Annotated in this window: 17 protein-coding genes and 2 tRNA genes; 6 read left to right on the forward strand and 13 right to left on the reverse strand. The window is 66.4% G+C overall.

Features of this window, described 5'->3' with window-relative positions; all coding sequences use genetic code 11:
- Window positions 1–94: 94 nt before the first annotated feature.
- Both hypF and CRO22_RS00935 read right to left on the reverse strand, forming a co-directional pair.
- Window positions 95–2,326 (reverse strand): carbamoyltransferase HypF, encoded by a 2,232-nt coding sequence (hypF, locus tag CRO22_RS00930; RefSeq protein WP_097068234.1) that lies wholly within the window; start codon window positions 2,324–2,326, stop codon window positions 95–97.
- Window positions 2,327–2,451: 125 nt separating this feature from the next.
- Entirely contained in the window at window positions 2,452–3,495 is a 1,044-nt protein-coding gene (locus CRO22_RS00935) for a LacI family DNA-binding transcriptional regulator (RefSeq protein WP_097068235.1), read from the reverse strand.
- 337 nt (window positions 3,496–3,832) lie between these two features.
- Between CRO22_RS00935 and CRO22_RS00940 the strand changes: the two genes are divergently transcribed.
- The 3 genes from CRO22_RS00940 to CRO22_RS00950 are packed head-to-tail and all read left to right on the forward strand — an operon-like array spanning window position 3,833 to window position 6,403.
- Entirely contained in the window at window positions 3,833–4,627 is a 795-nt protein-coding gene (locus tag CRO22_RS00940) for an ABC transporter permease (RefSeq protein WP_245860843.1), read from the forward strand.
- 4 nt (window positions 4,628–4,631) lie between these two features.
- The gene (locus CRO22_RS00945) at window positions 4,632–5,456 is read left to right on the forward strand and encodes an ABC transporter ATP-binding protein (protein WP_097068237.1); all 825 of its coding nucleotides are present in this window, start codon (window positions 4,632–4,634) and stop codon (window positions 5,454–5,456) included.
- A complete protein-coding gene (locus CRO22_RS00950; RefSeq protein ID WP_097068238.1) occupies window positions 5,453–6,403 on the forward strand; it encodes an ABC transporter substrate-binding protein in 951 nt (316 codons plus the stop codon). Before CRO22_RS00945 ends, CRO22_RS00950 begins: the two co-directional genes overlap by 4 nt.
- Window positions 6,404–8,016: 1,613 nt before the next feature.
- Here the strand turns inward: CRO22_RS00950 and CRO22_RS00955 are convergent.
- A tRNA-Ala gene (locus CRO22_RS00955) sits at window positions 8,017–8,092 on the reverse strand.
- Window positions 8,093–8,587: 495 nt separating this feature from the next.
- Here CRO22_RS00955 and CRO22_RS00960 point away from each other — a divergent pair.
- The 3 genes from CRO22_RS00960 (at window position 8,588) to CRO22_RS00970 (ending at window position 10,146) form a co-directional block, all read left to right on the forward strand.
- Window positions 8,588–9,511 carry a DUF6635 family protein gene (locus CRO22_RS00960; RefSeq protein WP_097068239.1) on the forward strand — a complete coding sequence of 308 codons (924 nt, stop codon included), beginning with the start codon at window positions 8,588–8,590 and terminating at the stop codon, window positions 9,509–9,511.
- A 131-nt stretch (window positions 9,512–9,642) separates the two neighbouring features.
- Window positions 9,643–10,053, forward strand: coding sequence for an HU family DNA-binding protein (locus CRO22_RS00965; protein ID WP_097068240.1), 411 nt, complete (start codon window positions 9,643–9,645; stop codon window positions 10,051–10,053).
- Between the two features lie 18 nt (window positions 10,054–10,071).
- Window positions 10,072–10,146, forward strand: a tRNA-Val gene (locus tag CRO22_RS00970).
- Between the two features lie 145 nt (window positions 10,147–10,291).
- On the opposite strand, the gene CRO22_RS00975 is transcribed toward CRO22_RS00970, so the two are convergent.
- The 10 genes from CRO22_RS00975 to CRO22_RS01020 form a co-directional block, all read right to left on the reverse strand.
- On the reverse strand, window positions 10,292–11,851 hold the full coding sequence (locus tag CRO22_RS00975) for a D-aminopeptidase (protein WP_097068241.1): 1,560 nt from the start codon (window positions 11,849–11,851) through the stop codon (window positions 10,292–10,294).
- Between the two features lie 8 nt (window positions 11,852–11,859).
- Complete coding sequence (locus tag CRO22_RS00980; RefSeq protein ID WP_097068242.1) at window positions 11,860–12,375, reverse strand: L,D-transpeptidase family protein; 516 nt, start codon at window positions 12,373–12,375, stop codon at window positions 11,860–11,862.
- A gap of 10 nt (window positions 12,376–12,385) precedes the next feature.
- Complete coding sequence (locus CRO22_RS00985) at window positions 12,386–13,396, reverse strand: ABC transporter ATP-binding protein (protein ID WP_097068243.1); 1,011 nt, start codon at window positions 13,394–13,396, stop codon at window positions 12,386–12,388.
- Window positions 13,393–14,403, reverse strand: coding sequence for an ABC transporter ATP-binding protein (locus CRO22_RS00990; RefSeq protein WP_097068244.1), 1,011 nt, complete (start codon window positions 14,401–14,403; stop codon window positions 13,393–13,395). Before CRO22_RS00990 ends, CRO22_RS00985 begins: the two co-directional genes overlap by 4 nt.
- Before the next feature lie 4 nt (window positions 14,404–14,407).
- Complete coding sequence (locus tag CRO22_RS00995) at window positions 14,408–15,295, reverse strand: ABC transporter permease (RefSeq protein WP_097068245.1); 888 nt, start codon at window positions 15,293–15,295, stop codon at window positions 14,408–14,410.
- Window positions 15,296–15,297: 2 nt separating this feature from the next.
- Window positions 15,298–16,227: an ABC transporter permease gene (locus CRO22_RS01000; protein ID WP_217991858.1), complete on the reverse strand. Its 930-nt coding sequence runs from the start codon at window positions 16,225–16,227 to the stop codon at window positions 15,298–15,300.
- Between the two features lie 124 nt (window positions 16,228–16,351).
- Window positions 16,352–17,941 (reverse strand): ABC transporter substrate-binding protein, encoded by a 1,590-nt coding sequence (locus CRO22_RS01005; protein ID WP_097068247.1) that lies wholly within the window; start codon window positions 17,939–17,941, stop codon window positions 16,352–16,354.
- 587 nt (window positions 17,942–18,528) lie between these two features.
- Complete coding sequence (locus CRO22_RS01010) at window positions 18,529–20,529, reverse strand: CocE/NonD family hydrolase (RefSeq protein ID WP_097068248.1); 2,001 nt, start codon at window positions 20,527–20,529, stop codon at window positions 18,529–18,531.
- A 44-nt stretch (window positions 20,530–20,573) separates the two neighbouring features.
- Window positions 20,574–22,175, reverse strand: a complete 1,602-nt coding sequence (locus tag CRO22_RS01015; RefSeq protein WP_097068249.1) for an ABC transporter ATP-binding protein — start codon at window positions 22,173–22,175, stop codon at window positions 20,574–20,576.
- On the reverse strand, window positions 22,172–22,987 hold the full coding sequence (locus CRO22_RS01020) for an ABC transporter permease (protein ID WP_097068250.1): 816 nt from the start codon (window positions 22,985–22,987) through the stop codon (window positions 22,172–22,174). The genes CRO22_RS01015 and CRO22_RS01020 overlap by 4 nt, the downstream gene beginning before the upstream one ends.

Consider the following 22,987-nt stretch of genomic DNA (forward strand, 5'->3'; position numbering starts at 1 on the left):
GTCGCATATAAATTTTTCATTTATTTTCAAGGGTGTGTGATTATGTCACGGAAAAATTATGAAAGCTTTGTAACCGATATTGCTTCCAGACCGATCAATAACCTTCCAATTTTGCTGCTGCGACGAGCGCCTGGCCAAAGGCAAGCGCACCGTCATTCGCGGGAATCCTGCGGTGCACAAGCACCTCGCAGTCGCTGAGTCTTTCAACCGTCAGGCGAACCAGAAGCGCGTTCTGGAACACCCCGCCCGAGAGGGCCACCGCCTGCGCTACCCCGCTTTCGACAAGCGCGCGGGCGCGTGTCGCAAAGGCTTCCGCAAGCGCGACATGCGCGGCAAGCGCCAGCCCCGCCGGATCGCTCCCGCGGGCGATCGCGCGAAAGAGCGGCGCGGGGTCGATCTCGGCGCCGTCATTCCCGAACCGCACTTCGGGCGCGGCCTTGGCCCGGCGCGCGAGCGCCTCGAGCCGCATCGCCGCCTCGCCCTCGTAGCTTTGCTTCACCGCGCAGAGCCCGAGGCAGGCCGCCACCGCATCAAAGAGCCGCCCGGCGCTCGACGAAGGCGGCGCATTGACCCCCTTTGCCGCCATCTGGCGGGCAATGTCGCGCGGTGCTGACGGAAAAAGCCCGTCGGCCAAAGCGCCCAGTCCCGCCGCATCGAGCCGCACAAGGGCATTGCGCCAGGGCTCCATCTGCGCCCGATCGCCGCCGATCAGCGCTGCGGGCTTGAGCCAGGCGTGACGTCTGAAGCCGTTGTAATCGCCAAGCAGCAGCTCGCCCCCCCAGATCGCGCCGTCGGGGCCGAGGCCGAGGCCGTCGAGCACGATCCCCGCCACCTTGCCCCCCCGCAAAGGCCAGAGGTTTTCTCCCAGACAGGCGGCAAGATGCGCATGGTGATGCTGTACCGCGACAAGCCGAAGCCCTTCGCGCGCGGCACGTTCGCCGCCGTGCCGCGTGGCGCGGTAATCAGGGTGCAGATCGACCGCGACGCCCTTCGGGTGATGGTCGAAAAGCGATGCATAATCAGCATCGGCTTCCAGAAACGCCTCCCAGGTGAGCGCCTCGTCGAGTTCGCCCAGATGATGGCCGAGAAGCGCTTGCCCGTTCTTGATCAGGCAGAGCGCCGCCTTCATCTGCCCTCCGTAAGCCACAACTTCGGGGGCGCCCTCGAAGCCCGGCGGCAGCGGCAGTGTACCGGGCACCTGCCCACGGGCGCGTCGCAGCACCGCGTGTGGATCGGCGCGCACGACAGAATCGTCGAGCCGGCGCGCGATGGCACGATCATGCATCACAAACGCATCGGCGAAAGACGCGAGCTTCTCGCGCGCCTCGTCATTGCTCACCACCTGCGGTTCACCGGAAAGATTGCCCGAGGTCATCACCAGCACCCCGCTGAACGCCTCGATCAGCAGGTGATGCAGCGGGGTATAGGGCAGCATCACGCCCAGCTCCGCCATGCCGGGCGCCACGCTTGCGGGCAGCGTGCCGCGCGACGGCATCAGCACGATCGGCGCGGCCGGATCTTTCAGCGCGGCCCGCGCCGCGGGCGAGACCTCGACAATCGCCTCCAGATCTTCCTCCCGAGCCATCAGCGCCAGGGGCTTGGACGGGCGGCCCTTGCGGGCACGCAACTCCGCGATGGCAAAGCGGTTTTGCGCATCGCAGGCGAGGTGAAACCCGCCAAGCCCCTTGATTGCCACGATCTCCCCGGCCTGAAGCCGTGCAGCGGCCAAAGCGATTGCATCGCCCTCCACCTCCGCGCCGCCCACCTCAAGCCAGAGCCGCGGCCCGCAATCGGGGCAGGCAATGGGTTGCGCGTGAAACCGCCGGTCGGTCGGGTCGTCATATTCCGCGCGGCAGTCGGGGCACATCTCGAAAGGCGCCATGGTGGTGCGGGCGCGGTCATAGGGCAGGCTCTCGAGAATGGTGAAGCGCGGCCCGCAATGGGTGCAATTGGTGAAGGCATACCCCTGACGGCGACCGGAAAGGTGGATCTCCGCCTGACAGTCCGGGCAGGTTGCGGCATCGGGGGTGACCCGCGTCTCCGCGCCCGGGCCGCCCGAGAGCGTAATCTCGAAGCCCTTCGGCGGCGCTTCGAACACTGCGACCGACAGCTCGACTGCATCGACGCGCGCGAGCGGCGGCGCCTCGGCCTTCAGCGCAGCGACCAGATCGCCCGGATCGCCGAGGAAGCGGATCAGCACGCCCTCGGCATCGTTCGAAACCGTGCCCCGCAAGCCCCGTGCCTGCGCGAGTTGCCAGACAAAGGGGCGAAACCCCACCCCCTGCACCTGCCCGCGCACCCGGATCTGCCAGCCCTGTTGCTTCATGCCCCCTCCCTCCCCCCGATCCGCGCCGTCTGCGCCGGGTATTGCGGATGGGGCCGCCGTATCAGGCGGCGCACCGGAGGCGAAGTCAAGCGCGCGATCTGCAAGCGTGCGATCAAGCGGGGCTTTCAACCCGGTCGCGAGGAGCCGCGGACAATGATCTGGGGCAACGGGCCGGGCACGATCGAGGCCACAGGCCGCCCCTCGATCAGCTCGAGAAGGGCAATCGCGGCATGGCGCGCCACCATGTCCAGATGCAGATCGACGGCGGTGAGTTGCGGCGCCTCGGAACGCGCGCGCAAACCGTCGTACCGCGTCACCACCCGCACTTCGGCCGGCACCGCCCGACGCGCCTCGCGCAGCGCCATCATCGCCCCTGTCGCCAGCGCATCGACCGGCGCCAGCACGCCGTCAAGCCCGGGGCGGGACAGCAGATGCCGCGCCATCACCTGCGCCGCTGCCGCCTCGCCCAGCCGTTCCTCGATCCGCAGCACTTGCGGCACCATGCCGATCTGCGCTGCCCGCGCCCGGTAACGCGCCTCGAACACCTCGAAATAGCGCCGTGCGCTGGTGCCGATCAGCAGCGGGAAATCGCGTGCGCCCATCTCGAGCAGATGGTCGATGAGCAGATCCGCCGTCGCCTCGTAGTTCAGATCCACCTGTGCCGACACCATCCCGTAAGCCGCGCCGATCGACACGGTCGGAATGCCGCGCGCGGCCAGAAACGGCAAAAACGGGTCATTGCGCGCCGGCTCCACCAGAAGCGCGCCATCGAGGGGCACCGTCCGCAGCGCCGCCTCGGGCTCGGGGATCGGCGGCACCAGCACCAGCGCAACATTGCGCTCAAGCGCCGCCAGAGCCGCGGCCGCGGCGATCTCCATCAGGAACCCGAGCCGCGAAGGCCCCGCCGCGACCCCCGTCGCCATCGAGGAGAACAGCGCGATCGTGTTGGCGCGGCCAGTGCGGATGCCGCGCGCCGCCATATTGGGCCGATAGCCGAGCGCGCTGATCGCCGCATCGACGCGCGAGCGCGTTTCCGGGTCGACCCGGCGCTTGCCGTTGATCGCATTCGAGACCGTTCCCGCCGACACCCCGGCGAGGCGCGCGACATCGATCACGGTGGCCCGCTTAGCTCCCGGCTTTCCCGGCGGATCCCGCTCCGGTTGTTTCATTCTCGCTCCGATCCGGGCTGATACCTCACGCGCCCCTTGCGACAGGTTGACACGGCGGCATCGCGACACCGCACACGCGCCGGCCGCCGCAGTGCTTATGAAACCGGTTTCGGCGCCTTCAGGCAAGTATCAAAGACGCTAAATCGTTTTATTCCGACGCAGCACCCCGAGTCGTCGGGCTGGAGCGCATTGCCCGGCAAGCAGGCCGCGGCCGCGGACCCGCCGTCTGACGCAATCTGGGCAGTTGCCAAGGCCGGGGCGGCGGAACTACCTTGGGTTGAGGGCTGCGCGCCCCGGCCGGTTCCGGCAGATGCCCGGTCAATCTCAGGCGGATGTGATGGCTGTGAACGAGACCCTTTCCCCCGCACTGCGCCTGTTGCATCTTTCGGCCGGGCTCGGAGGGCCAGTGCTCGCCTTCGCGCTGGTGTTCGTGCTCTGGGCAGTTCTCGGTGCGGCGCAACTGGTGCCGGAGGCGATCTTTCCCGCGCCCTGGTCGGTCTGGGCGGCGGGGCGCGAGATGTGGGAGGGGGGCACGCTGGCCCAGGATCTTGGCGTCTCGCTTGGCCGCGCCGCAACCGGTTTTGCCTTCGGCGCGAGCCTTGGCATCGCGCTCGGGCTCCTGACCGGGCGGGTGGCGGTGCTGCGCTGGCTGCTCGGCCCGCTGCTGATGCTGCTGCGCCCGATCCCGGCGATCGCGCTCGTGCCGCTGGCGATCGTCTGGTTCGGCATCGGCGAGGGCTCGAAGCACTTCGTGATCGGCTATACCGTGTTCCTGACGGTCTGGTTCAACACCCACCACGGCGTGGAGTATGTCCCCGAGACCTACCTGCGCGCGGCGCGCGCGCTCGGGGCCTCGCGGCGCCGCGAATTTCTTGCCGTGATCGTCCCTGCCGCCGCACCGCATATCCTTGCCGGGCTGCGCCTCGGGGTTGCGCTTGCCTTTCTCAGCCTCGTGGCGGCGGAGCTTTCGGGCGCCTCCTCCGGGCTTGGCTTCCGCCTGCAGGAGGCGCGGCAATATCTTCGCACCGACCGGATCTTCGCGCTCCTGATCCTGCTCGGCGGGATCGGCGCGCTGGCCGATCTGATCGTCGGGCGGATCGGGCGGCGGATCGTGCACTGGCAGCAGGGGTGAGAGGATGAGCGCGCCGGGCGATCTGCGCATCGAGGATATCACGATCCTCTTCCGTGGCCGACAAGGTCCGGTCACCGCGCTCCCCCCCACCACGCTTCACCTCGCCCCGGGCAGCTTCACCGCGCTCATCGGCCCCTCGGGGTGCGGCAAGTCGAGCCTCCTCAATGCGATCGCGGGGTTTCTCGTCCCCGCTTCCGGAACGATCCGGCTCGACGGCGCGCCCGTCACCGGCCCCTCGGCCCGGATCGGCTTGATCTTCCAGCACTATGCGCTGTTTCCCTGGTTCACCGCGCTCGGCAATGTGCGCTTCGCCCTGCGCCGCTTCGGGCTGCCGCGCACAGAGGAAATCGCCCGCGCTCGCGCCGCGCTGGCCGAGGTGGGGCTCGGCGCGCATGAACGGAAGTTTCCGCAGCAGCTTTCGGGCGGCATGAGGCAACGCGTGGCGATCGCCCGAACCTTTGCCGGCGCGCCGCAGGTTTTGCTGCTCGACGAGCCTTTCGCCGCGCTCGATGCGCAGACGCGGCGCGGCATGCAGGAGCTGATGCTCGAGGTCTGGGCCCGTCACAGCGCCACCGTGCTCTTCGTCACCCATGATGTCGATGAGGCGCTGTTGCTGGCCGATCGGGTGTACCTGATGAGCGCCGGGCCGGGCCGGCTGATCGCGGATTATGTGCTGGCGCAACCGCGCCCGCGCAGCCTGACGCAAGACGGCGGGGCGCTCCTGGCGATCCGCGAGGAGATCCTTGCGCGGCTGCACCCGCAACCATCCGCCGCGCCCTCCCGCAGCCCCGGCATCGTTGCGACCTGCCCCGAAAGGAGCCAGCCATGACTCTTCTGACCCGCCTTGCCGGCCTTGCTCTCGGGGCGTTGCTCTCCACTGCCCCCGCCCCCGCCGACACGCTGACATTCGCCTGGAGCCCGGCTCCGCAGGCGCCGCAGGTCGCACTGGCCCAGGCTCGCGGCTATTTCACGGCCGCCGGGCTTACGGTGCACATCGTCCCCTTTGCCTCCGGGCGCGAGGCCTTCGAGGCATTGCTCGGCGGGCAGGCCGATCTGGCCTTCATGACCGAATTTCCGGCGGCGACCGGCATCTTGACAGGTCAGCGCTTCGCCATCGTCGCGGATCTCGCGCGCTATTCCGGCTCGCGGATCATCGGCAATGCCGCCGCCGGACCGCTCGCGCGCGTCGCGGATCTGGAGGGTCGGCGCATCGGCACCACGATCGGCACCAATGTGCACTACTTCCTCGATCACGCGCTGGCCGCGGCCGGGGTCCGGGCGACGATCATCTCTGCCGCGCCCGGCGATCTGGTCGCCGCGCTCGCGCGCGGCGATGTCGATGCGATCGCCCCCTTCCCGAGCTTTTACAGCGCAGCGCGTGCCACGCTCGGCCCCGATTATCGCGAGCTCCGCCCGGGTGGCTACGAGGTGCATTACATCCTCGTCGCCACACCGGACCTCTCGGAGGCAGGAAGCGCCCGGTTGAGCGCCTTTCTCGGCGCGCTGATTCGCGCCGAAACCGATCTGAAGGAAGACCCGGCGGCGGCGCAGGAGGTGGTGTCGCGGTCGATGGCGGGCGCAATTCCTGCGCGGGAGATCGCGGCCCTCTGGCGCGATGTCGATATTGGCCTTGCGCTGCCTCCGGATCTTGCCGATCTGATCCGCACCGAAGCGGGCTGGATCCTCGATCAGGGGGTGATCCGGGGTCCGCTGCCGAGCGTGGAAACCGTGGCCGCCCATATCCGGCCCGCCGCCCTCGAGGCCGCAACGCGTTAGCTGTTCGGTCCCGGCATCCGGTGGATCGGATTGGGGGCGCTTTGATGATGGGTTGGGTACGGGTTGATGCACCTATCGGTGAGAGGTATTTAGTTTGGGAGTCCATAGGGTTAGTTTGTCGAGATGCGCAAGCCTGCCGTCCCCGGCTATCGCACGACCTCCTGGTCCAACTATAACGCCTCGCTGATACGGCGCGGGTCCCCGCCTTTCGCCGAGTTCTCTCCTCGCCCTGCGAAGGGGGCGCCCGCCACCGCAAACGTCCCTCCAAACATATAATGGAGAACCTGAAAGGCCACGTTGACGCTGCCCCTGAGGACGGAGGTTTGCTCTCTGAAGACCCGTTCCGATTAACACCACCCATAGAGAGAGTCCCCCCTATGTTCCCTTAGAGGTGCACCTTACGGTTCCCGCCCAGTTGCACCGCATCGGCTCCCGTGAGGGGGACAAGAGATGCCTCGGTGGCGGGGGTGTCCTCGCCGAGGAGATCAAGCCTATCGCAGTCCCAGTGTGCAGGGTGACGGTGGTCTCGTGACCATGTATCATCGACGGGGTGCCACGGTGGCAGAGATCTCCGACGACACAGCAGAACAGGGACTGATGGCGGGGAACCTCCACGCTTCCCGTGAGGGCTGACCGTTGGGGGCCGCAGGATGCGCAAGACCAACGCTCTCCCTCAAGCCCACCTCTCAATGACACCTCGACCTCGGGATGACCCCGAGGCCAACACCTTCTCTGTGGTCTCCCTCGGCGCAGCCGGATGATCGACGACCGAACGGGTCAGCTGATGTTGGGCCGCATCCTGCGCGGGACCATCAGGCCACCTTCCGGGGCACCTCTGCCTCGGCTCCACGCCGACGAGACCCTCCCCCCACCACCTTCATCACCACAAACGCCTGAGTAGCATTGAAAGGGGGGGGCGAAACGCCCCCTCCTTACCGTCTCCGGGTCTCAGGAGATGCCCCCGAAGGGCTGGCAAGGCTGGCGGAGTACAGGGTCCAGTTAGCCTCACAGGCGCAGGCGTAATGCTGAGGCCGACGCCCCGCACCGCGAAGGACAGGCCCAGCACCCCAACGGCCCCGATGGGAAACCTGCCGGGGTGCGTAAGGGTGATGCTCCGGGTGCGCCTGTGGGGCACGCTGGAGCGCCTTCGCGGTGGCGTTAGGGTGTATTTGCGGTGGCCTTGAGATGCAACTCACGGGGCAGCCTGAGGGCGCTGGCGGGCCTTCCAAGGCGTCGTCGGGGCGAGATGTTTGGGGCTGATCATCTTCGCGGGGGTGCCAATCTGTTAAGGCCTCGCGGGGACCGTTTGGGCGGCGTTTGCGGGCACCTGAACGGGGGCACCATCTGTACACCCTGACATGGCCAATTTGGACACCCTGTGTGCTTCTGAGGGGATGGGCCTTCGGTCTCTCGCTGCGCGCACCTCGGTCAGTGTGGCCCCTCGCACAGTGGGCAATCGGATGCGATCTAACGTGAGTCGCGGATGCGTCTGCGGCGTCGGGGAGACCCGTCCAATGATCAGGAAGGCTTCAAGCGGGGTTGGTCAGCATGGGGGCGGTCAGCATGGTCAGTATGACCACGTAAGTCCTTGATTTCACTAGTATATGTTAAATTGGTGGAGCCAAGGGGAGTCGAACCCCTGACCTCTTGAATGCCATTCAAGCGCTCTCCCAACTGAGCTATGGCCCCACCTGAGGTCCACAATCCGCTGCGCGTCTTGTGTGGGGGGGTCTATACGGGCCGGCTGCTTCCTGTGCAAGAGGAATTTCCTGGCAAGAGCAGATTTTTTCGTTCACGGTCCCTCCGCCGGTACACTCGCGCGAATGCCACTGGTTTTGCGCGCGTAAAGCTGACGTCCCCTCCCCCCACAAAGCCGCCGGACGGTGTTGTTTGTCACCACAGAAACGCGGGCGTTTGGCGAGTTTGTGCATCATCCCCGGTGTCAATCACGTCCGGTTCCGCACCCCATTGCCGATGCGGCCTCAAGCTCCCCGCCCCGCAAGTTTTGAACATTACTGCAACACCGGGCAGTCCAAGCCGGGCAGTTCGGCCGCGCTCCGATCCCCGACGACGGGGATTGCCCGTCCGGGATGGGCTTCGACACGGCAATCGGCCATAGTCGTCCGGGTCACCCGACGCGGCGACGCGCGGCCCGACCACATAGAAAAGGGTGATAAGCAAGCAATGACGAGCCAGAAGCGGTCCGGAGCCCAAAGCGTGCCAGGTGGCGAGATCGACGCTTTCGTGCGGCGGCATTTCCTGTGGCCGGGGAGCCTGCGGCTTCATCGCGCCGCGCTTGGCCTCGATTTGCTCCGGGCGCCGCTGAATGTCTTGCTCTCCCCGCTGCTTGTCGCGGCGCGGCTGCTTGGCTGGATCTGCGGTGCGCTCCGCCTGGCCCGGCTCTCGCGCTGGCTGAAAAGCCGCAGGCTGCTCCTGCGCACCGCCGTTGCGGCGCGCGTCGAGACACTGATCCTGACCGAATTGCTGGACGTTCCCCTGCCCGGCCCCGCGCGCCCGCACGCATCGCTGCAACAGGCAATCCTGACCACTCCCGCACTGCGCGCACCGATCCGGCGCTGCGGCAGTGTCGCGGCGGCCGAGCGCATGGCCGGGAGGATCATCGCGGCGCTGGGAGAATATTCGGGCGCGCGCGCCGCAATGGCCGAGTTCACCACCGCCCTGATCATGTTGATGATTGGCGCGATGGCCTTTCATGCGGTAACTCCGGGCGCGATCTCGATGGTGCCGGGGGTGGCCGCGCAGGTCGCAAAAAGCACCGCGATTGCGCATTTCCCGTTCGGCGCGGGGCCGGGCGCGCTCTGGTATGGCCTCTTTCCGGTCGGCCCGTCGCCCGGTCTCGTTGCCGCCACCCTGATCTGCCTTGTGATTCTGGGCGCCATCGTGGCAACTTTCGCCGGTGTGCTCGCGGATCCGGTTCAGGTCTGGCTCGGCGTGCATCGCCGTCGGCTGATACGCCTGATGGCGGTGGTGGAAGCGGAACGTGACCGGGCGCCCGAGAAGACTTTCGTCGCGCGGGAGCATTTCCTCGCGCGGATCTTTGATCTTTGGGATGCGGTGCTCTGGATCCTGCGCGTGCTGCGCGGCTGAAGCGCTGCCCGTCCGATCCCGTCGGCGCGACGATCTCCGGCCCCAGAAAGGTTTCCCGCTAAACGCGAAGCATATGGATCGGCGCCGCGACGCGCACTACTCTTTTGTCGACTCAAAATGTCGAGGCGGTGATGGAAAAATCGAGCAAGAAAAGAACAGGGCAGCCGAAACAATCGGCGCCGCGCCCCGCGGCCGGACCGGAAGGGGGGGCCGATGGGGCCGTTGCGGCGCGGGTGCAGGTGAAGAAAAATGAGCTCGTCGAGCGCGTGGCGTTGAAAAGCGGGGTCAAGAAGGCGGCGGCACGCGATCTGACCGATGCCGTCCTTGCCGTTCTGGCCGAAGCCTTGGAGGCGGGCGAGACGCTTCTGGCGCCACCGCTGGGCAAGCTTGCGCTGGCACGGCGGACCGATCGCAACGGCGGCACGGTGCTGCATCTCAAGCTCCGTCGGGCCGCAACCGCCGAGGGCGCGAGCCATGCGGAAGAGACGGCCAAAAAGGATGAAAAATCCGGCCCGCCCCCCCTTGCGAAGCCCGAAGAGTGAGTCTAAAAGCCCGCTACCGGGCGATTAGCTCAGCGGTAGAGCGCTTCGTTCACATCGAAGATGTCAGCGGTTCAAATCCGTTATCGCCCACCAGAATTTACTTGATCAAGTCAAGCCATCAGGCCCCCCTCGTGGGGGCCTTTTGCTGCCTGCTCTCCGGATCACAGCCGCCACGCGCGCGGGACAGGAGGGGGATTGCTCGAACTCATCCGCATTGCGCTACAGCAAGGGGGGGCGGTCAGATGGCGGCGTAGTCGATCCCGCGGGCCAGCCAGCAGCCAATTGTCAGCCCCTCAACTTTCCCTGTCGAGTTGCGGCGAATCTGCAGCGTCCATTCGCCGGGGGGAGCGGCGTCCATCGCGCGGCGCGAGGTGACCGTCCAGAGATCTTGTGCCAGCGGATACATCCGCTCCATCGGCCCAAGCCCCAGCATGCCCTCAAATCCGATGCTGGCGGCACCGCCTTGGGCCTCGATCACCAGCGTCGCGCCGATCTCTTCGGACCGGTAGGCGCCGGCAATCTCCGCCGCGTTCGCGCGCGCGAGGGGCTGCAGCCGCGTGGCGCGCACCGTCAGGTTCTCGGCGGTGCGGGTCATCACCAACGTCTCCCCCTCCCGTCGCAGGGAAAGATCGGGGGCGCTGGCGTCGGTTTCATCGCTTTGCGGCAATGTGACGGGCGAGACCGCGTAATGGAGGCGCACGCCGCCCGCCGTGTCGCGCGTGCGCAAAAAGAGCCCGGTCTCGGCGTCATGCCAAAGACCGTCCCAGCCCTTTGCGGGCGTGGGGGCGGCGGGGGGTGCCAAGCCGAGGGCGGCCGCCATCAGCGTCTCGGCTGCCCGCATCGCGCTGGCCTCATGGTTGAAGATCACCACGACCGAAAGCCGCTCTGCCGCGACATGCAGACGGTATGAGCAAAAGCCCCGCACGCCGCCACCATGGGCGGTGACCGCGCGCCCGTCGCGCGTATAGCGGCGCAGGCCATAGCCATAGGGCGCGGCTGTTCCATCGGCAAAGCGCACCGGGCCGGAGATGCGCTGGTAAAGCCCCGCCGGGTTTGCGCGCTCCGCATCGATATGCGCTTCCCATGCGAGCATGTCGTCGAGCGAGGCCGAGACGCCGGAATCGCCAAACCAGCTGATCGCGCTTTGCGCGGGCAGAAAGCCGACCTCGTCATTGCCCTCATAGCCGATCACCCCGTCGACCCGCTCGGCCATGTCGGGAGAAAGGCGCGCGCCGGGCATGCCCGCGGGGCGAAACAGCCGCTCCTCCAGAAGATCGCCAAAATCGCGCCCCGTCGCGCGGCAAATCAGCTCCGCCAGAAGCCGGAAGTTGCCGTTGCAATAGGAAAAATGCGCGCCGGGGACAAAATGGCCGCGCTGCGCCTGCCCGATCAGGGCGAGGCCATCGGCCAAGCTGCACCGGCCCTCGGGGGCGGCGCCGTGCAGCACCGTCATCGCCCAATAGTCGCGCAGCCCCGACTGGTTGTGGCAAAGCTGCGCCACGCTGGGCAGAGGGCCGTGGAAATTGGGCAAGAGCGCGGGCAGGAGCGGGGCCAGCACCTCCGGGCTCTCGAAGAGATCAAGGAGCAAGGCGCAGGTCATATGCTTCGAGATCGAGCAGATCGGCATGCGCCGGGCCGCCGTCATCGGCAGCCGCGCCGCCACATCCGCATGGCCCCAAGCGCGCTGGGCCACCACCTTGCTGCGATGCACCACACCGGCCACCCCCGCCGGGCCGCGAAACTGATCGGGAAGCAGGTCAAGCGCTTCATCGAGCGCCGAAAGGTCGATTTCTGACACGATGAGTCCTATTCCTCCGCGCGGAAGCAAAGCCGCGTTCCCGGCGCGGCCAGAGCGAGAAACTCGAGCAGATCCGCGCGCGTCAGCGTGGCGCATCCCGCGGTTGCCCCATAGCCTGCGCTTGCCACATGCAAAAACACCGCACTGCCCGCGCCGGGCACGACCGGATCGTCATTGTGACCGAGCACGACGACGATGTCGTAAAGGTCATCGGCGCGCCACATCTCTTCGTGGCTGGCCGCAAAGGGGCGCTTCACCGGGCGGTTATAGTCGGGATGCTCGGGCGCATCGCACCAGCCGTCATCGGCGGCGATGGTCTCGGTCGGAAAGACCGAGGCCGGGGCCTCGCCAAGCTTGTCGGCGCGGTAGAGCACGCGCCGGATCGGCCAGCAGCCGATTGGGCTGATGCCATCCCCCTCGACCTGTTTGGGCGCGATGCCGCCGCGCCCCACACCGGCCTGCCAGACTTTTTCGCCGTAACGGGCCTGCCAGATATCGCCCTGCCGGGTCACGATCAGATCCATGATTGTCCTTTCACCCCTCAAGCGGAAAATGGCACGCGACCGCGGGACCGCCGCCTGTCTGCAACATCGGTTCCTCGGCGCGGCAGATGTCGCGCGCGAAGGGGCAGCGGGTGTGAAACCGGCAGCCCTTTGGCAGGTTCATCGGGCTCGGAATCTCGCCTTGCATCATCGGGCGCGGCTCGCCGCGGCGGCGCGGATCGGGGCGCGGCACCGCCGACATCAGCAGCATCGTATAGGGGTGCTGCGGATGGGCAAACAGCTCCTCGGTGGTGCCAACCTCGACCAACCGGCCCAGAAACATCACCCCCACCCGGTCGGCAAACTGGCGCACCACGGAAAGATCGTGGGTGATAAAGAAATAAGTCAGCTGGAGCTGATCTTGCAGATCGCCCAGCAGGTTCAAGACCTGCGCCTGAATCGAGACATCGAGCGCAGAGACAGATTCGTCGCAGACCACGAAATCGGGCTTGTTGGCGAGCGCGCGCGCAATGCCGATGCGCTGGCGCTGCCCGCCCGAGAACTGGTGCGGATAGCTGCGCAGATACTGCCGGCGCAGGCCCACCATCTCCAGCAATTCGGTGCAGCGCTCGCGGATCTCGGCGGGCGTGCCATAGCCGTGGCTGCGCAGCGGTTCGGCCAGGATCTGTTCGATCCGCATGCGCGGATTGAGCGAGGCAAACGGATCCTGAAACACGATCTGCAGGTTCTTGCGCAGGGCGCGCAGCGCGCCTTCGCCCAGATCCGTCAGATCGGTGTCGCGGTAGCGAATGGTGCCGGAGGTCGGTTCCTGCAGGCGCAGCATCACCCGGCCGAGCGTGGTCTTGCCGCAGCCCGATTCCCCCACCAGCGCGAAGGTTTCGCGGGCGCGGATGTCGAGCGTCACGCCATCGACCGCGCGCACCACGCGCGCTGGCCCCCCGAAGAGGCCGCCGCCGATGCGGTAATGCTTGGTCAGATCCCGCGTCGAGATCAGGATCTCGTCTTGCGCGGGGGCGGGGGGGGCTTTTGCGGTATGGGTCACGGCATCTCTTCCAAAGGCTGGGCCGCGTCGGGCGCGTGCAACCAGCAGCGCGCAGAACGCCCCGCACCGAGTGCGGCCAGTTCGGGCGCGCGGGTGCAAAGCGGCATCGCATCGCCACAGCGCGGCGCGAAGCGGCAGCCGGGGGGGAGTTTGGCGAGGTTCGGCACCATGCCCGGAATGCTCGGCATGCGCCGCCCGGCGCGAGGTTCGTTCGCCCGCGGGATCGAGGCGAGCAGGCCGCGCGTGTAGGGATGGGCGGGGCGCTCGAACAGGTCGAACACATCCGCCTGCTCCACGATCTGGCCCGCATACATCACGTTGACCACGTCGCACATCTCTGCGATCACCCCCAGATCATGGGTGATCATGATGATCGAGGTGCCAACCCGGTCGCGCAGATCGCGCATCAGCTGCAGGATCTGCGCCTGCGTTGTCACATCCAGCGCCGTCGTCGGCTCATCCGCGATCAGAAGCTTCGGCTCGCAAATCAGCCCCATCGCGATCATCGCGCGCTGGCGCAGCCCGCCCGAAAGCTGATGCGGATAGGCGTCGAGCCGGCTTTTGGGCTCGGGAATGCCCACGAGTTCGAACATTTCGAGCACGCGTGCGCGGATCTCCCGACGCCCAAGCCCCTGATGGATCGCGAGCGGCTCGCCCACCTGCTCCCAGACCTTGCGCACCGGGTTCAGGCTCGTCATCGGCTCCTGAAACACCATCGCCATCTCGCCGCCGCGGATGCGCCGCATCCCGGCGCCGTCGAGACGCGCGAGATCGACCCCGTCGAGCAGGATTTCACGCGCGCTCACGCGGCCCTGCGGCTGCGGCACAAGCCCCATCAGCGACAGCGCCGTCATGCTCTTGCCGGAGCCCGATTCCCCCACCAGCCCGACGATCTGGCCGCGCCCGACCTCGAAAGACACATCGTCGAGCACCGTCACATTGCCCCGGTCGCCCGAAAACGCGGTCGAAAGGCCGCGCACTGAAAGGATTGGATCTGCTCTTCCCATCGGCTCAATCCTTCATCGAGGGGTCAAGCGCATCGCGCAGCCCGTCGCCAATGAAGTTGAAGGCCATCACCGTGAGCAGGATCGCGATGCCGGGGGCAATCGCCACGCTTGGCGCCTGAAAGATATATTCCTTGCCCTTGGCCACCAGCAGCCCCCAGCTTGCCTCGGGCGGCTGCACGCCAACGCCCAGAAAGCTGAGGCTCGATTCCCACATGATCGCCTCCGGGATCGAGAGCGAAAAGAGCACGATCAGCGTTGGCACCACATTGGGGAAGATATGCGCAAACATGATCGTGGCGCGGGCGGTGCCATTGGCGCGCGCCGCCTCGATGAATTCCTTCTCGCGCAGGGCGAGGGTCTGGGAGCGCACCACCCGCGCGACCGAGGCCCAGCCCACGAGCGCGAGCGCGAGGAAGATGTTCAGAAGGTTCGCGCCGAGCGTATACATCACCACCATCGCAAGCAGCAGCGAGGGGAAGGCGATCATCATGTCGGCAAGCCGCATCACCACGAAATCGGTCTTGCCGCCAAGATAGCCGCTCAGAATGCCGAGCACCGTGCCGATGGTGAGCGAGACGAGGCTCGGCACGATCCCCACCATCAGCGAGATCCGCGCGCCGTAAAGGATGCGCGTGAGCACATCGCGGCCAAAATTGTCGGTGCCGAGCCAATAGGTGTGCGACATCGGCAGGAGTTGCTCGTCAAGCGCCACGCGATAGGGATCATGCGGGCTCACCCAGGGGGCAAAGATCGCGCCCAGAACCAGCAGCACCACGAAGGCGAGCCCCACCATCGCCATGCGGTTCTTGCGAAAGGCGCGCAAAGTGTCCCGCAGGAAGCTTGCGTCTTCAAGCGTTTCGGGCTCGGTGGCCGGAGTTGCGGGAGCGGCCATGATCAGGCGTCCTTCTTCATCTGTGCGCGAATGCGCGGATCAAGGACCGAATAGAGGATATCGGCCACCAGATTGCCAAGGATCACCAGCACGGTGGCAAAGAGCACCGCGCCTTGCAACAGCGGCATGTCGCGCGAGGAAATCGCGTTGACGGTGATGCGCCCGACACCGGGGATCGAGAAGATCGATTCCGTGATCACCGCGCCCGAGAGCAGCCCCGCCACCTGAATCGCCATGATCGTCACCACCGGGATCAGCGCGTTTTTCAGCGCATGGCGGGTGATGACGCCGGTTTCGCGCAGGCCCTTGGCGCGGGCGGTGCGGATATAATCGTGCCGCATCACCTCCAGCAGGCTTGAGCGCGTCAGCCGCGCGATCACCCCCGCCGAGGACCAGCCCAGCACGATTGCGGGCAAAATCATGTATTTCCAGCCGTAGAAGCCCGAAACCGGCAATAATCTCAGTTGCATCGCGAAGATGTATTGCAACAGCAGCGCCGACCAGAACACCGGCATCGAGACGCCCAGAAGCGAAAAGCCCATGAAGAACCGGTCAATCAGGCTGTCGCGCCGCACCGCCGACAGCACCCCCGCCGGAATGCCGATCACCCAGGAAACGAGCGCGGCACAGACGGCCAGCATCAGCGTATTGGGAAAGGCCTTGAGCAAAAGATCGGTGACGGGGCGGTTGAGCTTGATCGAATTGCCCAGATCGCCCTGCAACGCATTCGCCAGAAAGCGGAAATAGCGAACGATCATCGGGTCATCGAGATGCATCTGCGCCCGGACCCGGGCGATCACATCGGGGCTCGCGTGCTCTTTCATCATCAGCGCGACCGGGTCGCCGGGCACCACGTTGAGCATGATGAAGAGGATCATGGTGATCCCGATCAGCACCGGGATCGACACCAGAATGCGGCGAAGCGCAAACATCAACATCGGCGAAGCGGTCTTTCTGCGGCCCCGGCAGGGCGGGGCAGATGGGCGAAAGGCCGCCCGGTCAGGGCGGCAAAAGGAGCGGTCCGGGGCGGTGCTGCGCCCGCCCCGGAGCGGGGTCTTATTCGACCTCGACCTTGTAATAGCTCATGTCGCTCCAGCCGTTCCACGGCACCACGAAGTTCTTCACCCGCGGCTGCACGACATAGTTGTGATCGAGGCTGAAGAGCGGCACCCAGGCGGCATCCGTGCCCACGATCCGCGCCGTCAGATCCTGATAGAGCTTGCAGCGCGCTTCCTGATCGACCATGCCGCGCGCTTTGACGATATCAGCAAAAACCTCGGGGTCGTTGTTGTTGTAGGCGCGCGACTTCGAGCCGGATTCCGAGAAGAAGGTGTAGAAGAAGTTGTCCGGATCGTTGAAATCCGCCGACCACACCTGCATGTAGTTATGCGTCTCGCCCGCCTTGCGCGCCGCCATGAAGGTTGCCTCGTCAGGCGTTTCGATCGTGGCGCGGAACCCCGCCGCCGCAATCTGCGCCTGCACGATCTGGTTCATGTCGGACCATTTCTGCGACCAGTTCGCGGCCTGGCTCAGGGTGATGTCCACGCCATCGGGGTAGCCCGCTTCAGCGAGCAGCTCCTTGGCCTTGGCGGGATCATAGGCGATCGGTTCCGCCGGGGCGTAGCAGGTCAGCCCGCGCGGCATAACGCCGTCTTCGAGCTTGCCCTTGCCGTAGAAGTTCTTGTCAACGATGGTCTGGCGGTCGATCGCCATCTGGAACGCCTTGCGCACGCGCACATCGTCAAACGGCTTCTGGGCCTGGTTGATGTTGTAATAGTAAATCCCGACGCGCGGGCCCGAGCGGATCTGATCCTTCCAGGTGTCGCTACCGTAGAAATAGGGCGTCTGGGTCGGCGCATAGTCGAGGTCGAGCACGTCGATCTCGTCGGATTCAAACAGCATGCGCAGGGTTTCGGAATCGGCCACCACGCGCACGAGCAACCGGTCCAGCTCCGGCCGGCCGCGCCAGTAATCGTCGTTCGCCTCAAGCATCTGGCTGTCGTTGAGCGTATAGTCGCGCAGGATGAACGGCCCGGTGCCGTTCGTCGTTTCCGGCGTCAGGCCGAACTGGTCGCCCGCCGCTTCGGTGAAGGCGCGCTCATAAATCGAGGCGCCGGGCGCGGCCAGAAGCGCAAGGAACGCGGCATAGGGCTGCGCCAGCGTGATCTGGACGGTGTGATCATCAAGCGCTTTCAGCCCCGAGACGCTGTCGGCCTTGCCGTCGAGCCGATCTTCGGCCCCGGCGATGAAGGTGAGAATATCGGTGTTCAGCGCCTTGGTGGCCGGGTTGAGCATCCGGTCAAACGTGTAGACCACATCATCGGCGCTCAGCACGGCACCGTCATGAAACTTCACGCCCGCGCGCAGATGGAACGTGTAGGTCAGCCCGTCTGCCGAGACCTCCCAGCTTTCCGCGAGCCCGGGAACGAGGCTCGATTGCCCCGGTCCGGTGGTCTCGGATTCCACCAGCCGGTCGAAGATATTGAGCGGCAGCGTGTACAGATCCGTCGTCATCTGCGCATCGGCAGTCTTCGGGTCTTCGGTGTTGGAAATGCGCAGCATGTTCTCGGCCAGCGCCGGAGACATGAGCATCAGGCTGGCAAGCCCCGAGGCCAGCAGCAGCTTCATTTTGGGGGTGAGGATCATTGGTTCAGCTCCATGTCGGTTTGACCGCGGCTGCGGCATTCAGCGACTTCATTAGAAAAAAAGCAGAGCCTGTCGCACAGCACCACCCCGGTTCTCGTACTCACCCGGCGGCAGCCGGAGACCGCCCTGTCGAGGCTGCGGCAGACCGCGGAAATCCGCGTGGCAACGTATGACCGGGGGCTGCCCTGCATCGGCAACGCGGCGGGAATCAGATCACGCGCGTGCCGGAGCATGACATTGCGTCACCTTAGGGGGCCGCATCGACAAATACCAGCCGCTCGCCAAAGACGATCCGGCCAAGATCTTGATAAAGAGCGGAAACGTCGGAGCGCGCATAGATCGGCAGCAAGAATGCCTCAAAAGGTATCGTTGCGGTGCGGAGGGGGGGCGGCCGCGGAACCGGCTCGTGCCCAAAGCCGTCTCCTGCGCCGGGGCGGACCAGTGACTTGAGGCAAGTCCCTCACTCCTCCGGCGGAAACAGCTCCGGGTTCCAGACGATTTCCCAAAGATGCCCGTCACCCAATGCTGCCCCTCCCCTGTCGCATGCGATCCCGGCAAAGGCCGCTCCCCGCGCCGGGCGGGCGGGATCAGATCAGCCTGCGGGGCAGCGTTTCGGCCCATGTGCGGTGGCGCACCTCGGCGCCGTTCAGCGTCACCCGCATCTCGGCCTTGAGATAAAAATTCTCGCGGTCGCAGGTCATGGCGCTGTCGATCACGGAGCGGGTCTGCCAGCCCTCGCGGCCGAGATCATATTCCTGATGCAGCGTGTAGCTGGCGCTCGCGGGATCGTCGGGGTGGATCGTCAGTTCGCGGCGCAGGCTGTGCGAGACCACCGTGCCGATCTCGTCAAAGCGCAATACGCCCTCCCCGAAAAGCCCCCCCTCGCCATCGGTCACATAGGTCACGGCACCGGTCATCAGATCGGTCGTGACCGAGCGCCGCAGCACCGCCGGGCGTATCATTGTTTGCGGCGCATCGACCCCGTGCAACGGCGCCTCGAAGGCCACGCCGCCGTCGCCGCCCTTGCGCACGGGAAGGGAGAGGCGCGAGGCCGCGGTGTCGAGTGTCAGCGTTGCCGCTTCGGGCGCTGGCCAGAGGATCGGCCAGTAAGCGGTGGAGAGCGCGATGCGGATCCGGTGGCCCGGCGCGAAGCGATGGCCACAGATCGACAGCGTGATGGAAACCTCTTCCATCTGCCCGGGCACCAGCGGTTCGGGGGTCTCATGACTGGTGCGGTGGGTGAGGTTGAGCACCTGATAGCTCACCCGGGTCACGCGGCCCGAGGGGTTCACGTCGCTCAGCCGCACCGCGATCTGCGCCACGGGCTTGTCAGAGGCAAGACGAAGGGTCAGCTCCGGTGTCCCGAGGATCTCGATCTCTGCTGCCAGCGCCGGGGTCTCGAACACCAAGGCGCCGCCGTCATCAAGGCGCTGATCGGCGGGCATGTCGCCGGGGCAGCCGACGCCCATCCATTCCCCCGCTGCCGCACCAAGGCTTTGCGGCGAGCACAGGGTGAGCTGCCCGCCAGCCACGGGTGCCTCGGAAAGCTCTCCGCTTGCGCCGAGGTGGAAATCGCGGGCCGTGATCTCGGGGCTTGGCCAGGCGGGCTCGCCAACCCAGCGACCGGGCTGCACCGGGCGGGACGTGACCGGCTCGACCGGATCGTTGATGAAGGCGCGCAGCTTCGGCTCCGCCATCACGCCGGTATCCTTGCCCTTGAGCCAATGGTCCCACCAGCGGGTTGCCTCCTGCAAAAAGCCGATCGCGGGGCCGGGCACGCCGTCTTGCGGGAAGATATGCCCCCAAGGGCCGATGATGCCGCGACAGGGCACGGTCAGGTTTTCAAGGAGCCGCGGCACCGGATTGGTGTAGCTGTCTGACCAGCCGCCAATCACCAGCACCGGGCATTCGATCGCGCTGTAATCCTCCTGCACCGAGCCGTGTTTCCAGTACTCGTCGTAGCTCTGATGCGCGGCCCAGAGCGCTGGGAAGAACGGGATCCGGTCGAGCCGGTCTTCCCAGGCCGCGCGCCAGCCCTCGCCGACGACGGCGGGGTCGAGCGGGCGGGCCTGATAGCCCATCATGATCGTGCCCCACCAGAGGTTGTCGTTGAGCAGGCACCCGCCCATGAAATGGATGTCGTCGCGGAACCGGTCATCGGTCGAATAGGCGGTGATCACCGCCTTGAGCGCGGGCGGGCGGCAGGCGGCCACCTGCAAACCGTTGAAGCCGCCCCAGCTTTTGCCCATCATCCCGACATTGCCGTCGCACCAGTCTTGCGCCGCGATCCAGGCGATGACGGCGCAGGCGTCATCCTGCTCCTGTTGCAGATATTCATCGGCCATATGGCCCTCGGATTCCCCCGTGCCGCGCATGTCGACCCGGATCGCCGCATAGCCTTGCTGGGCAAAATAGCCGTGCATCGGTTCGTCGCGCCCGCGGGTGCCGTCGCGCTTGCGATAGGGGATATATTCGAGCACCGCCGGCACGGGGAGCGCCCGCGCCCCCGCGGGCAGCCAGAGCCGCGCGCCGAGCCGGCAGCCGTCGGGCATCTCGATCCAGATCTGTTCAATCACTTCCGTGTGCATCTCGCACTCCGCTTGCCGTAGGGAAATTGTGTGAGGGGTCGCGCTCAACCGCCGCGCGCCGTCAGAACGCGGTCGAGCCAGCCGCGGTCGAGCTGCGGCACCGAGTCGAGCAGCCGCTGCGTGTAGGCCTCTTGCGGGGCGGTGAAGAGCGTCTCGGTTTCAGCGGCCTCGACGATCCGGCCCTGCTGCATCACCACCGTGCGGTCGGCAAGCCGCCGCACCACCGAAAGATCGTGGGTGATGAAGAGATAGGTCATGCCGAAATCGTCCTGCAGGCGGCGCAGAAGCCGCAAGATCTCTTCGGCCACCAGCGGGTCGAGCGCCGAGGTCACCTCGTCGCAGATCATCAGGTCGGGCTTCGCCGCAAGTGCGCGGGCAATGCAGACGCGCTGCTTTTGCCCGCCCGAAAGCGCGCCGGGCAATCGGTCGGCCATCTCGGGGGCGAGGCCAATCAGGCCCAGCAGATGCGCCACCTCGGCCCGCAGGGCGCGCCCCTTCAGGCCGCGGTAAAGCTCCAGCGGGCGGCCAATCGTTTCCGCCACGCTCTGGCGCGGATTGAGCGCGACATCGGGGAGCTGATAGATGAGCTGGATCCTGCGTAGCAGATCGCGCGGGCGCTTGGTGTAGCTGGGCGGCAGCGGCGCATCGGCAAAATCGAGAAGCCCTTCGGAGGGCGGCAACAGCCCCGCCACCACCCGCGCGAGGGTGGATTTGCCGGAACCGGATTCGCCCACGATCGCCACCGTCTCGCCGCGCCGCACTGTCAGGTCAATGCCCGCGAGCACGGGTTTGGAGCCGTAGCCCGCCGCGACCCCGCTGAGCGCGAGCAAGGTCTCGCCGGTGCGGTGATGCGCCCCCGGCGCCGCCGTCAGGCTCTCGGCGCGCTCCGCCACCAGGCGGCGCGTATACTCGTGGCGCGGCGCCTCGAGGATCTGTTCCGTGGTGCCGCTTTCGATCTCGGCGCCGTCGCGCAGCACGATCAGCCGGTCGGCGATCTGCGCGATCACCGCAAGGTCATGCGTGATGTAAAGCGCCGACGTGCCGTATTTGTGGATCGTCTCGCGCAGCAGCGCCAGCACCTCGATCTGCGTTGTCACATCAAGCGCGGTCGTGGGCTCGTCAAGCACGAGGATGTCGGGCTTGCAGGCCATTGCCATCGCCACCATCGCGCGTTGCAACTGCCCGCCCGAGACCTGATGCGGATAGCGCCGCCCGAAAGCTTCGGGCTCGGGGAGCTGCAGTGCGGTGAACAGCTCCAGCATCCAGGCGCGCGCTTCGGCGGCGGTCATGACGCCATGCCGGAGCGGCCCTTCGACGATCTGCTGCTCAAGCCGTTGCGCCGGGTTGAAGGCGGCAGCGGCACTCTGCGCGACATAGGCGATGCGCGCGCCCCGCACGGCCTCGCGCTGGCGCAGGCTCGCCGAAGCAAGCTCAGTGCCCGCAAGCTCGATCGTGCCGCCCGAAATCCGGCAGCCGCCGCGGCCATAGCCCATCGCGGCAAGGCCGATAGTGGATTTGCCCGCGCCGGATTCGCCGATCAGGCCAAGGATTTCGCCCTTGGCGAGATCCAGCGAGATGCCGTGCAGAAGCTCCAAGCCGCTTGCCGTCTCGACCCGCAGATCGCGGATTTTCAGGATCTCGCTCATCGGTTGTCTCCCTGCACGATGGTGCGCCCAGCCAGCATCCAGTCGACCACAAGGTTGACCCCGATGGTGACAAGGGCGATGGCCGCGGCGGGGAAGAGCGGCGCATAAAGCCCGTAAAGGATGCCCTGCTGATTGTCGCGCACCATGCCGCCCCAATCGGCAAAGGGCGGTTGCACGCCGAGCCCGAGGTAGCTCAGCCCGGCGACGAAGAGGAAGGTGAAGCAAAACCGCATGCCGAATTCGGCGACAAGCGGGGGCAGCGCATTGGGCAGGATCTCCTTGCGGATCATCCACCAGAGCCCCTCGCCGCGCAGCCGCGCCACCTCGGCATATTCCATCACGTTGATGCCCTGCGCGACGAGCCGCGCGAGCCGGAACACGCGGGTGGAATCGAGGCAGGCGATGGTCACGATCAGCACAGGAAGGCTGGAGCCGAGCGCCTGCAACACCACCAGCGCCGAGATCAGCACCGGGATCGACATCACCGTGTCGACGAGGCGCGAAAGCGCGAGATCAACCCAACCGCCGCGGATCGCGGCAAAAAAGCCGAGCGGAATGCCGATGCTGAAGGAGAGCACGACCGCGCCAAGCGAGACGCCGATCGACATTTGCGCGCCGTAAAGGAGCCGCGAGAGCATGTCGCGCCCGTTCTGGTCAAAGCCGAGCCAATGCCCCGGCATCGGTCCGTCGAACGGCGCGCCGACGATCTCTTCCTGCCCGAACGGAGCGAGGAGCGGGCCAAAGAGAAAGAGCACGAGATTGAGCCCGATCAGGAAAAGCCCGATCCAGGCGGTGAGGGGGATGCGGTTCAT

It is taken from the genome of Rhodobacter maris, from assembly GCF_900217815.1.
Classification (GTDB): Bacteria; Pseudomonadota; Alphaproteobacteria; order Rhodobacterales; family Rhodobacteraceae; genus Rhodobacter; species Rhodobacter maris.